General features: G+C 70.8%; 12 protein-coding genes and 2 tRNA genes. 6 read left to right on the top strand and 8 right to left on the bottom strand.

Annotation, left to right across the window (positions count from 1 at the left end):
* Positions 1-45 precede the first annotated feature (45 nt).
* A complete protein-coding gene (locus tag AB6L24_RS24850) occupies positions 46-801 on the top strand; it encodes a TetR/AcrR family transcriptional regulator (protein WP_405658568.1) in 756 nt (251 codons plus the stop codon).
* A 72-nt stretch (positions 802-873) separates the two neighbouring features.
* On the opposite strand, the gene AB6L24_RS24845 is transcribed toward AB6L24_RS24850, so the two are convergent.
* Positions 874-1503 carry a TetR/AcrR family transcriptional regulator gene (locus AB6L24_RS24845; RefSeq protein WP_405663309.1) on the bottom strand — a complete coding sequence of 210 codons (630 nt, stop codon included), beginning with the start codon at positions 1501-1503 and terminating at the stop codon, positions 874-876.
* A gap of 505 nt (positions 1504-2008) precedes the next feature.
* On the opposite strand from AB6L24_RS24845, the gene AB6L24_RS24840 reads away from it, so the two are divergent.
* Both AB6L24_RS24840 and AB6L24_RS24835 read left to right on the top strand, forming a co-directional pair.
* Positions 2009-2410 (top strand): VOC family protein, encoded by a 402-nt coding sequence (locus AB6L24_RS24840; protein WP_405663307.1) that lies wholly within the window; start codon positions 2009-2011, stop codon positions 2408-2410.
* Between the two features lie 47 nt (positions 2411-2457).
* On the top strand, positions 2458-3339 hold the full coding sequence (locus AB6L24_RS24835) for a GNAT family N-acetyltransferase (protein ID WP_405658565.1): 882 nt from the start codon (positions 2458-2460) through the stop codon (positions 3337-3339).
* Positions 3340-3639: 300 nt separating this feature from the next.
* Here AB6L24_RS24835 and AB6L24_RS24830 read toward each other — a convergent pair.
* Positions 3640-3712: transfer RNA gene (locus AB6L24_RS24830), tRNA-Ala, on the bottom strand.
* A gap of 184 nt (positions 3713-3896) precedes the next feature.
* Here AB6L24_RS24830 and AB6L24_RS24825 point away from each other — a divergent pair.
* Both AB6L24_RS24825 and AB6L24_RS24820 read left to right on the top strand, forming a co-directional pair.
* Positions 3897-4445, top strand: a complete 549-nt coding sequence (locus tag AB6L24_RS24825) for a DNA-binding protein (RefSeq protein ID WP_030357748.1) — start codon at positions 3897-3899, stop codon at positions 4443-4445.
* 51 nt (positions 4446-4496) lie between these two features.
* The gene (locus tag AB6L24_RS24820; RefSeq protein ID WP_405658563.1) at positions 4497-6299 is read left to right on the top strand and encodes a protein kinase domain-containing protein; all 1803 of its coding nucleotides are present in this window, start codon (positions 4497-4499) and stop codon (positions 6297-6299) included.
* Between the two features lie 107 nt (positions 6300-6406).
* Here AB6L24_RS24820 and AB6L24_RS24815 read toward each other — a convergent pair whose 3' ends face one another.
* Both AB6L24_RS24815 and AB6L24_RS24810 read right to left on the bottom strand, forming a co-directional pair.
* Complete coding sequence (locus AB6L24_RS24815; protein WP_405658561.1) at positions 6407-7741, bottom strand: hypothetical protein; 1335 nt, start codon at positions 7739-7741, stop codon at positions 6407-6409.
* A 348-nt stretch (positions 7742-8089) separates the two neighbouring features.
* Complete coding sequence (locus AB6L24_RS24810; RefSeq protein ID WP_003999697.1) at positions 8090-8218, bottom strand: DLW-39 family protein; 129 nt, start codon at positions 8216-8218, stop codon at positions 8090-8092.
* 337 nt (positions 8219-8555) lie between these two features.
* On the opposite strand from AB6L24_RS24810, the gene AB6L24_RS24805 reads away from it, so the two are divergent.
* Complete coding sequence (locus AB6L24_RS24805; RefSeq protein WP_405658559.1) at positions 8556-8888, top strand: DUF6344 domain-containing protein; 333 nt, start codon at positions 8556-8558, stop codon at positions 8886-8888.
* Positions 8889-9033: 145 nt separating this feature from the next.
* Here AB6L24_RS24805 and AB6L24_RS24800 read toward each other — a convergent pair whose 3' ends face one another.
* From AB6L24_RS24800 to gyrA, 4 genes are all read right to left on the bottom strand, one after another.
* Positions 9034-9447, bottom strand: a complete 414-nt coding sequence (locus AB6L24_RS24800) for a hypothetical protein (protein WP_405658557.1) — start codon at positions 9445-9447, stop codon at positions 9034-9036.
* A 90-nt stretch (positions 9448-9537) separates the two neighbouring features.
* Positions 9538-9611, bottom strand: a tRNA-Ile gene (locus tag AB6L24_RS24795).
* Positions 9612-9797: 186 nt separating this feature from the next.
* Positions 9798-10544 carry a DUF3566 domain-containing protein gene (locus AB6L24_RS24790; RefSeq protein WP_405658555.1) on the bottom strand — a complete coding sequence of 249 codons (747 nt, stop codon included), beginning with the start codon at positions 10542-10544 and terminating at the stop codon, positions 9798-9800.
* 19 nt (positions 10545-10563) lie between these two features.
* A complete protein-coding gene (gyrA, locus tag AB6L24_RS24785) occupies positions 10564-13152 on the bottom strand; it encodes a DNA gyrase subunit A (RefSeq protein ID WP_030357755.1) in 2589 nt (862 codons plus the stop codon).
* Positions 13153-13224: the final 72 nt, after the last annotated feature.

Genomic DNA, 13224 nt, shown 5'->3' with positions numbered 1-13224 from the left:
AGTTACTACACCCCGCATACTAAGCAAACGCTGTAGAGTTACTGCGTGACAGGGACAGGGACAGGGACAGGGACAGGGACAGGGACAGGGACAGCGGGCGGCCAGGGCAGGCGTGAGCGGCTGCGGGCCGAGACGACGGCCGAGATCAAGAGCGTGGCGCTGGCCCTGATGGCCTCGGGCGGCCCTGACGCCATCACCCTGCGTGCGATCGCCCGCGAGATGGGCATGACCGCGAACGCCATCTACGGCTACTTCCCCACCCGCGACGACCTGGTCACCACGCTGATCAACGACGTGTACACAGCCCTGGCCGACGCCGTGGACACCGCGTGGGAAACCGGCGCGCCGCTGGATCCGGCCGCGCGGATCCAGTCCTGGGCGACCGCCTTCCGCGACTGGTCGCTCGCCCACCCCGAGGGCTTCCGACTGATCTACGGCGACCCCGTCCCGGGCTACCGCGCCCCGGCCGGCGGCGCCGCCCCCGACGCCGCGCGCCGCGTCTGCACCGGCCTCGCGGGGCTCGCCGCGGCCGCCTGGCCGCACGCCCGACACCTCTACGCGACCAGCGAGTTCGAGTGGTCCGACTTCGACCCCGGCCTGCTCGACAAGGTCCGCCCGGCGTTCCCGGAGCTGCCGCCCGCGGCGGTCGCGCTCGCCCTGCGCATCTGGGGACGCCTGCACGGCCTGGTGTCCCTGGAGGTCTACGGCCACCTGCGCACCCAGACGGTCAGCCCGCAAAAGCTCTTCCAGGAGGAACTGACCCAGCTCGTGCGGGCCCTGGCCCTCCCGGCCACCGGCTGACCGCTCCGGCGCCCACCGCCCCCGCTCCGGCCGGAGTCCGTCGAAGCCCCGACCCGGCCGTGGGCGTCGACGTCACCAGGTCATGGCCGTGGGGTCGTCGGCGAGGGCGGCGGCGAGGAGGGTGCGGAGGTGGTCGGCCTCCGGGAGGAGCGTGGCCTCGATCTCGTCATTGGTGCGACCGGCCAGGGTGAGTTCCTGGATGCGCCGGAACAGCAGCCGGTCCGCCGCGGCGATCAGGGCGGCGCCGGACAGGGGCGCGATGGCCGGGGCGGAGTCGGGGGCGGCGGCGGTCAGCGCCGCGGCGAGTGCCTCCTCCCGCTGGTCGTGCAGTTCGCGCAGCCGGGCGGTGAGGGTGGGGCTGTCGGCGATCATGCGGGCGAACGCGATGCCGGTGAAGCCGACGACGGGGCTGTGGTCGAGGAGGGCGGCGCGGAAGGTCCGGCCCACGGCGGCGAGCGGCTCCTCGCCGGGTTCGCGCTCGGTGACGGCCCGGGCCAGGCCCCCGGTGAACGCCTCGTGGTGGTCGAGGGCCAGATCCTCCTTGCGGGGGAAGTAGTTGGTCACCGTCTTCTTGGCCACGCGGGCCGCGGCGGCGATCTCGGTGATGGTGGTCTGCTCGAAGCCCTGCTCGATGAAGAGCCTGGTGGCGCAGTCGGAGATCAGCTGCCGGGTCTCCTGCTTCTTGGACTCACGGAGCCCCATCTCAGTAGTCATGAGGGAATCTTACATCCAACGTAAAAATATGCTTGACGAACTGAGGGGCCGGACCTAAAGTTACGTCCGTTGCAAAAATCCCCTCAGTGAACGGACTGCTTTTGCGCAAGCTCACGCACCTCGTCAGCACCACCATCGCCACGGAGTTCGCGGCCGCCCTGCCCGCTCCGGACCGCGCGGCACCCGGCCTCGCGGACACGCTCAAGTCGACACTTCGACACGGTCCGGGCGGGGCGGGGTACGGACGCCCCGGTCTTCAGCAGCCTGTCCGCCCGGCCGCGGCGAATCGTTCCGCCCCGCACGCTCACCAGCGCGGCCCCGGTCGTCGAGGCAACCGGTGAGGACCCACTCACCCGCCTGAGTCGTCCTCACCCGCCTGAGTCGTCCGCCTCGGCCGACGCTGAGGTCGCACCACCGGTCCCGCGCCACATCCGCGCGTGCCACACCCACACCTGCCACACCAGCCACACCCAAACTTCTGCCAGGAGCAGCCCTGAACGTCACCGCCTCCACCGTGTCCCTGACCGTCGCCGACGTCGCCGCGTCGCGGGAGTTCTTCCACACCCACCTCGGCTACCAGGTCGCCATGGCCGCCGACGGCTTCGCGTCCCTGACCCGCGGGGACGCCGCCGCCGACATCGTGCTCCTCCAGCGCGGCAGCGAGGTGCTCCCCCCTGAGCAGCGCGACCAGCAGGCCACGGGCCTGATCTTCGCGCTCACCATCACCGGCATCGAGGCCGAGGAGCGGCGCCTGCGCGAGGCCGGCGCCCCGATCACGATGCCGCTGCGCGAGGAGCCCTGGGGCGAGCGCCTGTTCCAACTGACCGACCCGAACGGCGTGGTGGTCCAGTTCGTCGAGTGGGCCGCGCAGGAAGAGCCCACGCAGGGCGACTGACCCACGCAGCGCGACCAGTCCGACCCTTCCTCACTCACGGAGCCGACTTGCCCCTGCGCATCACCGCCCTGACCGACCCCGAAGAGACCTCCGCCGCCCGCCGCCTGGCGTGGCTGGCCTCGGGCCCCGACGGCAGCCCTGCCGGGTACGCCTTCCTGCGCCTGTTCACCAAGGAGGGCCAACGCCACCTCGCCGAACTGGACGTCCAGGTCCACCCCGCCGAGCGGCGCGCGGGGGCGGGCACCCTGCTGCTCGAAGCGGCCGTCGAGGCCGCCCGCCAGGACGGCCGCAGGACCGTCGTCGCCCAGGCCCCGGCCGAATCCCCCGGCGCCGCCTTCCTCACCGCCGCAGGTTTCCGCGCCGCGCTGACCCTCACGTACGCCCGGCTCCCGCTGGCCGACGCGGACCCGCCCGAGCTCACCGCCGCCATCGAGAAGCCACACCCCGGCTACCGCCTCACGGCATGGGAGGGGATGGTGCCCGACGAACTCGCCGATACGTACGCGGCGTCACGCCGGGCCATGGACGACATGCCCATGGGGGCGGTCGACTACGGCACGGTGATCTGGGACGTCGACCGGATTCGGGCCGCGGCCGACGCCGTCTCCGCGCGGGGCGACATCCTCCACACCGTGGCGGCCGTCGACTGCTCGGACGGCACCGTCACCGGCTTCACCGAACTGGTCGTCCCCGGCGACGGCACGGGCGACGCCCAGCACTACGGCACGGCCGTGCTGCCCGAACACCGCGGCCACGGCCTCGCCCGCTGGATGAAGGCCGCCTCGATCGTCGCGGCCCGCGAACGCCACCCCCACCTCGGCGGCCTGCTCACCGACACCGCCGACAACAACCCGCACATGCGCCGCGTCAACGACGAACTCGGCTACCTGCCGACGCACACGGCCCACGAGTACCAGCTCGACGTGTAGCCGGACCTCCCTCGCGCCGGGCTCACGCCACACCCGGCCCGCGCACCGAGCCCTTCGAGCGGAACCTCGGTGTACGGGAGGCCCATCGGGGGCACTCACCCATCATGAAGATCCTTTTTCTCCTGGCGCTCGTCGGCATCGCGGTCACGCTCTGGTCCCTACGATCGAACAAGCGCAAGTAGCAGCGCACCCCAGCGTGCGCCCCCCGACCGCGGACCCGGAGGCCGACGGTGTGGGAAGCAGAGACCCAAAAAGCCCCCCTGAGCTGCGTTACCGCAGCTCAGGGGGGCTTTCTCGATGTGGAGCCTAGGGGAGTCGAACCCCTGACATCTGCCATGCAAAGACAGCGCTCTACCAACTGAGCTAAGGCCCCGCGTGCGCCGAAGCCGTGGCGAAAAAATCGCGCCTCGGCGGGCGTCGCAGACCAGAGTACCGGGTCACCCCCCAGATCTCGCAAAAGGATTGGGGCTCCCCGTGCGCGACCACTCTCCGTAAGATGCTCGACGTGGTTCGCGGCAGCGAACCACGTCTTAGGGGAAGCGATGGGGAGACGCAAGATGGACGCTGCACAACAAGAATCAACCGCGAGAGCACGCGAGCTCCAGCGGAATTGGTACGGGGAGCCACTGGGGGCACTGTTCCGTCGCCTCATCGACGATCTGGGCCTGAACCAGGCACGGCTCGCCGGGGTGCTCGGCCTCTCCGCACCGATGCTGTCGCAGCTGATGAGCGGCCAGCGCGCCAAGATCGGCAATCCGGCCGTGGTCCAGCGGGTGCAGCTCCTCCAGGAGCTGTCGGGGCAGGTCGCGGACGGCAGTGTGAGTGCCGCCGAGGCGACGGACCGCATGGACGAGATCAAGAAGTCCCAGGGGGGTTCCGTACTGACCAACACCACCCAGTCGACCACGAGTTCAGGCGCACCCACGGTCAAGCGCGTGGTGCGTGAGATCCAGTCGCTGCTGCGCTCCGTCGCGGCGGCGGGCGACATCATCGATGCCGCGGACACGCTCGCCCCGACCCACCCGGAACTGGCAGAGTTCCTTCGGGTATACGGAGCGGGCCGCACCGCGGACGCCGTCGCCCACTACGAAGCGCACCAGAGCTGAGCCGCCGGCCGGGCCGCTGCCGGGCGGCCCGGAAGGGGAGCGGGCACGACCATGGGTGAGGTCTTCGCCGGGCGGTACGAACTCGTCGACCCGGTCGGACGCGGGGGAGTGGGCGCCGTATGGCGTGCCTGGGACCATCGCCGCCGCAGATATGTGGCGGCCAAGGTGCTTCAGCAGCGCAACGCTCACACTCTGTTGCGTTTCGTGCGGGAGCAGGCACTGCGGATCGACCATCCGCATGTGCTCGCTCCCGCCAGCTGGGCCGCCGACGACGACCAGGTCCTGTTCACCATGGAGCTGGTCACCGGCGGCTCGCTCGCGCACGTCATCGGTGACTACGGCCCCCTCCCCGCCCACTTCACCTGCACCCTCCTCGACCAGCTCCTCTCCGGCCTCGCCGCCGTGCACGCGGAGGGCGTCGTGCACCGCGACATCAAGCCCGCCAACATCCTCCTGGAGGCCACCGGGACGGGGCGGCCGCACCTGCGTCTGTCGGACTTCGGCATCTCCATGCGCAAGGGCGAGCCGCGGCTGACCGAGACGGACTACGTGGTGGGCACCCCCGGGTACTTCGCGCCCGAGCAAATGATGGGCGCCGAACCGGACTTCACCGCCGACCTCTTCGCCGTCGGCCTCGTCGCCCTGTACCTCCTGCAGGGCGCCAAGCCCGACGCCAAGGCCCTGATCGAGCACTTCGCGGCCCACGGCACCCCCACGGCGCCGCAGGGCGTGCCGGAACCGCTGTGGCAGGTCATCGCCACCCTCCTGCAACCCGACCCACAGGCGCGGTTCCGCACCTCCACGGGGGCCCGCAAGGCGCTCGCCTCCGCCGCCGAGATGCTGCCCGAGCCCGGGCCCGACGACGAGCTCGTCGAGATCTTCGACCAACTCGCCCCGCTGCCCACGGGTTTCGGCCCTGACGGCCCCCTCACCCGCGCCCCTCAACCACCCCCGTCCCAGCCACCACCCCTCACATCTCCCACCTCGTCGACCAACTCAGCCTCCGTCACCCCACCCCCACCTCTGTCCCACCCGTCCACGGGCCAGCCGCTGACAGGCCACCCGCTGACGGGGCAGCCGCTGGCGGGCCATCCGTCCACGGGACAGTCACCGACAGGCCACCCGGCCACGGGCCATCCGTCCACAGGGCACCCGGCCACCGCTCACCCGCCCACAGGTCATCCGGCCACAGGTCATCCGGCCACAAGTCACCCCTCCACAGGCCACCCCGCCACAGCCCCGCCCGCCACGCCACTCCCGCCCCCGGTCCAGCCCTCCGTCGGCCAGCCCTTCTCCACCCAGTCGCCCACCGGTCAGCCCTCCGCCGACCGGCCCTCGGCGCCGCACCACCCCGTACAACCGCCATCGCCCCCCGCGCACCCCCCGATGTCGGAGACCGGCAGCTTCCACCTCCCCCCACCGATCCCGCCCCACCAGGCGCCACCCCCACAACCCGCGCAACCGCCCACTCCCCCTACACCGACACCTCTCCCGGCCCCGCTCCCGGCCGAGCTCCCGACAACACCCCCCACACCCACACCGACCCCCATCCCGCCCCCCTCATCCGCAGTCACCCCGGAGCCCGTTCACGCCTCGGCCGCGTCCCTCGCCGCGCACCGCGTTTTCGCTCCTCCTTCTCCATACACCGCTCAGCCCCAACAGGTTCCATCCCCCAGCACACCAATTCCGGCCCCGGTCCCGGAACTTCAGCCAAGGGGCCGCGCCCAGCGCCGCCACGCCGCGGCCGCCGCACGGGCACCGCGCCCCGGTCCGCCCGTGAAGGTGGCCCTGCCGATGCTGCTGGCCGCGCTGGCGTGCTTCGCGGTGGGTTTCTGGGCCCTCACCCGCATCTGACGGACCGTAGGAAGACCGCCGCGGCCAGACAGAACGAACCGCGGTACCGCCAGGAGCTACCGAGCAGCACACAGATCCGGCCGGACACAGATCCAGCCGGCCCCGGATCAAGCCGAGACCCGCCCGAGCCGCCGCCGCGACACAGTCCGCCACACCCCCAGAACGGCGAGCAGCACGGTCCCCGAGCCGATCCCCGCCGCCGCGAGCACCTTCATGGCCATATCGCCCTCGGAGGCGGCCGCAGAGCCGCCGGGGCCGGGCTCGCGCCGGGCGGAGCCACCCCCTCCGGCGCCGTTCCGCGCCGCGGCCTCGTCGCGCTCCGTGACGCCGAAGCCGTCCGCGGGGCGCGGCGCCCCGGCGTACGCGGGCGCCGGCCGCCGCTCACCGGCGACGCCCACCCGCAGGGTCAGCCCCGTCTCGTCCGCGCCGAACCGCTTGCCGACGTCCGGGTCCAGGTGGACCGCGAGGTAGTACCAGCCGGCGAACCGCATCCCGGAGGTCCGGTCGAAGGGTGCGTAGCGGTTCTCGTAGGCGACCGGCGGCAGCGGGGACAGGGCCATGGACTTCTGGCGGCCGTCGTACGGGATGTCGGAGTCCGCGACGGGCCCGCGCACCGGGTTGAACAGCTCCATGATCAGCGCGGACGTCACGAAGTCGCCGCTCCGGGTGCCGCTGCCGAGTTCCAGGGTGACGGAGAGACGCTGTCCCCAGTCGACGGGCACCCGGTAGAACCGCGTCTGCCCGGCCCGGACGCGGTCGCCCCACACGCCCTTGCCCAGCGCCCTGGCCGTACCGAAGCTGCTGCCGCCCGCGCGGGGCATCGGTGCCCCGGCGGGAGGCTGCTGCTGCGGGGTGGAGCCCGTGTCCTGCGGCGGGGTGGTCGAGCCCGCCTTGGCCAACGCGGGCTCGGAGGCGACGTACAGCTCCAGATCCCAGTCCTCCGTAGAGGACGGTTTCTCCGGGGTGGACGACACCGGGGACCTGGAGTCGGTGGTCCGCTCGACCACCACGTAGTACGTCCCGGCGGTCTGGCACTTCTTCTGGTCCGCCGCGACCTGCCGCTGCGCCGAGGCGGTGAGCGGCCGCGGGCTCTGCGAGGAGCCGATCCGCGCGGCCCCCAGGTCGCAGGTGAAGCCGTCGGCGTCCTGCAGGGACACCTTGATGCCGTCGGCGAACCCGACCCGGCCGCGCGGGCCGGGCAGGGCGGTCACGGAGACGTACGCGCTGTCCTTGGCGCCGAGTTCGAGACGGTAGTAGAGCTCGCTGCCGACGGAGCCGGAATCCCCGGGATGCCCGATGGCGCTCCGATAGGTCGCCCCCGGCACCAGCATCCGGCTCCCGGCCGTACTGGTCGTGCCGTCGACGTCCTTCACGTCGCTGTCGAAGGCGTACGGACCGGGGCTCTCCTCGACGGGGGCGTGCCCGGGCCGAGCGAGGGCCACGCCGCTCCCGGTCCCGCCGCCCGGCAGCGCCACCACACACAGCACAGCGCCCAGGACCGCACCGACCGCGGACCGACCGCCCCGGCCTCGTCTCATCACGCCGCTCGGCACCTCACCCTCCACCGATTTGCTCAAGCAAGGAATGAAATTGCGCAAGTGAACCAAAGGGGTGACGCCGTCGAGGTCACGCCGGGGGCAACCGGCTCGCCCCGGACCTCACGGCCTCCGTACACGCGGGGGCGAGCTCTCGCCACCCGGCAGAACAAGCGGGACAAAAGGATCCCGGGACAGCACAGGGCCCCGACCGCTCAAGCGACCGGGGCCCTGTGACGAGACTGCTGTCGATACTCACGAACCCGTGGGCACGGAGTCAGTCGCCTCCGTCCACAGATCCTGCTCGGCGCGATCCGCCTGGATCTGGCGGTACACGAGGAGCCCGCCGATGGCGGCCAGTGCGACCAGGAGAAGCTTCTTCACCGCGCGACCTCGTCTTTCCTTGACGTAGGGGACTTCTGGCGCCCGACTATACACACCGCCCGATACCGATCGGTGACCTGGATCCCACCCCGGTTCCGGCCCCAACTCCCGGCCTGATCACCGCAGTAGAAGCGGATCGCCCCGCTCCACCCGCTCACCGGCCACTGTGATTTTCGCCGCCCTTGCCCTGTTTCCTGGCCTCCTGGGGCTGCTTGCGCCCATCCGGGTGGTGTTCATCAGAACATCGACGCGGCGCGGGCGTCGGTCCCGCACTTCCGGCCCGGCATACACATCATGAGGAAAGTACGCAAATCGCCCAACCTGAATGTGAGGGGCCATGACCGCCACCAAGGCCATGAAGCTGTGGACCGCACTCGTCACCGCGGTGCTCGCGCTGTTCGCCACGCTGGGACTCACCTCGACCGCCACGGCGGCCGCCCCGGCACACCGGGCCACGACCACGTGCGAAAGCACGGTGAGCCCGACGCCCGCCTTCGCGGCCCTCTGGCAGGCGGCATACGAACGCTCCTTGCCCCCCACGATGAAGCAACGCATCCGCGCCGAGGCCCACGGCTCCACACCGAGCTGCCGCCACCTGCCGACGACGGACACCGAGGACCAGAACGACCCCCAGACCCCGCCGGGGGACCGCCTCGCCGCGGAGCCGTAGCCACAACGGCTGCCGGCCGCGACACCCCGTACAGCGAGGAAGACCCCCAGCCCGCACCGGCTGGGGGTCTTCTCGTTGCCGCACGGCACCGCGCTTCGCGATCTCACCGTCAGGAGACACGTGCGCGCATGCTCGCCGGCCGTGCTCAGCGCCTCCACCGGAGCACGAGGTAGAAGAGCAGACCGGCGGTCGGCAGGGCCGCTGCCGTCAGGGACGCGCCGAGCGGCGCCGGATCACCCCAGAGGATCTTGGATCCCGGAGCCCCGAGCATCATCGTGGCGAAAACGATCGCCGCGTTCTCGGCCTTCGCGTGGGGCCTGCGCCGCGTGGCACCCAAGTGGAACCAGGACCAGGCAATCATCAGCAGCGTTGCCGCCACCAGGACGAGCACCCCCACGGCAGCGGGGACACCGCTCGTACAAGCTGCGGCCAGTCCGGCGAGCAGGACCGCGGCAGAGACCACGCCCAGCGCCCGCTCGCGGACGGTCGCGGCCTTGTTCGGCTTGGGGGCTCCGTCGATGACCCCCGGCCGGCCTGCCGCATCAAGCTCTCGTTCCACAACTGATCACACCCCAGGACGTACCGCGTGGGCAAACGAAGAGGGCGCCTCCCGCTCGGGAGACGCCCTCTTCGTACTGCTCTGAAACTGTGGGGCTAACAGGATTTGAACCTGTGGCCTCATCCTTATCAGGGATGCGCTCTAACCAACTGAGCTATAGCCCCGCCGCGCTCTTCGGGATCGCCCCGCGCGCTGACCACTGAAGATTAGCGCACGTCCGGGCCAGTCCCAAAATCGATAAGTGCCGAGGGGCCGAGCGCACCCCCGGAGCCCCGCGCAGAGGCCCCCGAAGGTCCCGCGAAGGCCCCTCGAAGACCCTCCGACAGTCCTCCGAAGGCCCAGGGGCCCGCCTACTCGTCCTCGGCCAGCGTCAGCTCGACCCCGCCCACGAAGCCCGCCGACAGGTTGTAGATGAACGCGCCGAGCGTCGCGAGGGCCGTCGCGAGGACGACGTCGATGACCGCGATGATCGACGTGAAGATCAGGACGCGCGGGAGCGAGAGGAAGGCCTGGAGGTCGAAGCCGTTGGACTCGTTCGACCCGGTGGCCTCGGAGATCGTGCCGCCGACCGTGGAGAAGACGCCCATCGCGTCCATGACCATCCACAGCACGGCCGCCGCGACGATCGTGCAGATGCCGAGGGCGATGGAGAGCAGGAAGCTGACCTTCATCACCGACCACGGGTCGGCCTTGGCCACCCGCAGCCGCGCCTTGCGCGTGCGCGGGGTCGTGCGCGCCCCCGTGCGCGGACGCCGCACCGCGCCCGCGGGCGCGGGCTGGTAGGCCGCCGGCGGGTGGTACGGCTGGTTGTTCTGCTGCGGCTGGCGCTCCCCGGGCAGCGCCCCGGAGGCGCCGTCCGCGGCGCGCTTGCCGGCGGTCCCGCTCCCGGAAGCCCCGTCCCCGGCGTGCCCCCCAGCACGCTTGCCGGCGCCCCCGCTGTCGGTGTCCGTGCCCGTCCGGCCTCGGGTGTCCGTCACAGTCCCCCCCTGGGATCCATGAGACTCATGCGAGTCGGGTGCGTCTGTGGCGGAGCCACGGGCACCTTCCGTGCCGGTTCCACTCGTCCCGGCGGATCCGGCGCCCGTGGCTCCACTCACGATGACTTCACTCCTCGCGCTACTCGGCCGGGGACTCGGTGCCCTCGTCCGTGCCGACCACCGGCTCGCCGTCGGACGATTCGTCGACGTCGCCGTCGACTTCCTCGGCCTCGCGCCCGGCCTCGGCATTACGTGCGATGCCGACCACGGCATCGCGCTTGCCCAGGTTGATCAGTTGGACGCCCATGGTGTCACGGCCCGTCTCCCTGACCTCGTTGACTCGCGTACGAATCACACCGCCGGACAGGGTGATGGCGAGGATCTCATCGGTCTCCTCCGTCACCAGCGCGCCGACCAGCTCACCGCGGTCCTCCACGATCTTGGCGGCCTTGATGCCGAGGCCACCGCGGCCCTGGACGCGGTACTCGTCGACGGCGGTCCGCTTCGCGTACCCACCATCGGTGGCGGTGAAGACGAACGTACCGGGCCTGACCACATTCATCGAGAGCAGTTGATCGCCGTCGCGGAAGCTCATGCCCTTGACGCCGGAGGTCGCGCGGCCCATCGGGCGCAGGGCGTCGTCGGTCGCCGTGAAGCGGATCGACTGTGCCTTCTTGCTGATCAGAAGCAGATCGTCGTCGGCCGAAACCAGTTCGGCACCGATCAGTTCGTCGTCCGAACCGTCGTCCGTCTCGCGCAGATTGATGGCGATGACGCCACCGGAACGGGGCGAATCGTAATCCTTCAGAGGCGTCTTCTTGACCAGACCGGCCTTCGTGGCGAGGACCAGGTAGGGCACCGCGTCGTAGTCGCGGATCGCGAGGATCTCGGCGATCTGCTCGTCCGGCTGGAAGGCGAGCAGGTTCGCCACGTGCTGGCCGCGGGCGTCGCGTCCGGCGTCGGGCAGCTCGTAGGCCTTCGCGCGGTAGACGCGGCCCTTGTTGGTGAAGAACAGCAGCCAGTGGTGCGTCGTGGACACGAAGAAGTGGTCGACGATGTCGTCTTCCTTGAGCTTCGTGCCGCGCACGCCCTTGCCGCCGCGCTTCTGCGAGCGGTAGTCGTGCGTCTTGGTGCGCTTGACGTAGCCACCACGGGTGATCGTGACGACGATGTCCTCTTCGGCGATCAGGTCCTCGATGGACATGTCACCGTCGAACGGCACGAGCGCCGAGCGGCGGTCCTCGCCGAACTTCTCGACGATCGCCGCGAGTTCCTCGCTGACGATCGCCCGCTGCTTCTCGGGCGAGGCCAGGATCGCGTTGTACTCGTCGATCTTCAGCTGGAGCTCGTCGTGCTCCGCCACGATCTTCTGCCGCTCCAGGGCGGCGAGCCGGCGGAGCTGCATCTCCAGGATGGCGTTCGCCTGGATCTCGTCGATCGCCAGGAGGTCCATCAGGCCGCCGCGCGCGATCTCGACGGTGTCGCTGCGCCGGATCAGCGCGATGACCTCGTCGATGGCGTCGAGCGCCTTCAGCAGACCGCGCAGGATGTGCGCGCGCTCCTCGGCCTTGCGCAGCCGGAACTTGGTGCGCCGGACGATGACCTCGATCTGGTGGCTCACCCAGTGGCGGATGAACGCGTCCAGGGACAGCGTGCGCGGCACGCCGTCGACGAGCGCCAGCATGTTGGCGCCGAAGTTCGTCTGCAGGTCCGTGTGCTTGTAGAGGTTGTTCAGCACGACCTTGGCGACGGCGTCGCGCTTGAGCACGATGACGAGTCGCTGGCCGGTACGGGACGACGTCTCGTCGCGGACGTCCGCGATGCCACCGACCTTGCCGTCCTTGACCAGGTCGGCGATCTTCTGCGCGAGGTTGTCCGGGTTCGTCTGGTACGGGAGTTCCGTGACCACCAGGCACTGGCGGTTCTGGATCTCCTCGACCTCGACGACCGCGCGCATCGTGATGGAGCCACGGCCCGTGCGGTACGCCTCCTCGATGCCCTTGCGGCCGACGACGAGGGCGCCGGTCGGGAAGTCCGGGCCCTTGATGCGCTCGATGAGGGCGTCGAGCAGCTCCTCGTGCGAGGCCTCGGGGTGCTCGAGCGCCCACTGCGCGCCCGCGGCCACCTCACGCAGGTTGTGCGGCGGGATGTTGGTGGCCATGCCGACCGCGATGCCCGCCGAGCCGTTGATCAGCAGGTTCGGGAAGCGGGACGGCAGGACGGTGGGCTCCTGGGAGCGGCCGTCGTAGTTGTCCGTGAAGTCGACGGTCTCCTCGTCGATGTCCCGGACCATCTCCATGGACAGCGGCGCCATCTTGCACTCGGTGTAGCGCATGGCGGCGGCGGGGTCGTTGCCCGGAGAGCCGAAGTTGCCGTTGGAGTCCACCAGCGGCATGCGCATCGACCACGGCTGCGCGAGGCGGACCAGCGCGTCGTAGATCGAGGAGTCGCCGTGCGGGTGGTAGTTGCCCATGACGTCGCCGACGACGCGGGCGCACTTGTAGAAGCCCTTCTCGGGCCGGTAGCCGCCGTCGTACATCGCGTACAGGACGCGGCGGTGGACGGGCTTGAGGCCGTCGCGGACGTCGGGCAGCGCGCGGGACACGATGACGGACATCGCGTAGTCGAGGTACGAGCGCTGCATCTCCGTCTCGAGCCCGACGGGCTCGATCCGCAGCGTCTGGCCCTCGTCGTCCTCGGGCGTGGTGGGGTTGTTCTCGTCGGCCATGGCCGGTCAAGATCCTTTCGGTGCGGTCAGCAGTCAGTAGTCGGCAGTCGGCGACTTCGAGTGCCTGACCGG

The sequence above is a fragment of the Streptomyces sp. RK9 genome (assembly GCF_045070545.1).
GTDB classification, from domain to species: Bacteria; Actinomycetota; Actinomycetes; order Streptomycetales; family Streptomycetaceae; genus Streptomyces; species Streptomyces alboflavus.
This window is presented reverse-complemented; position numbering and strand designations above follow the sequence as displayed.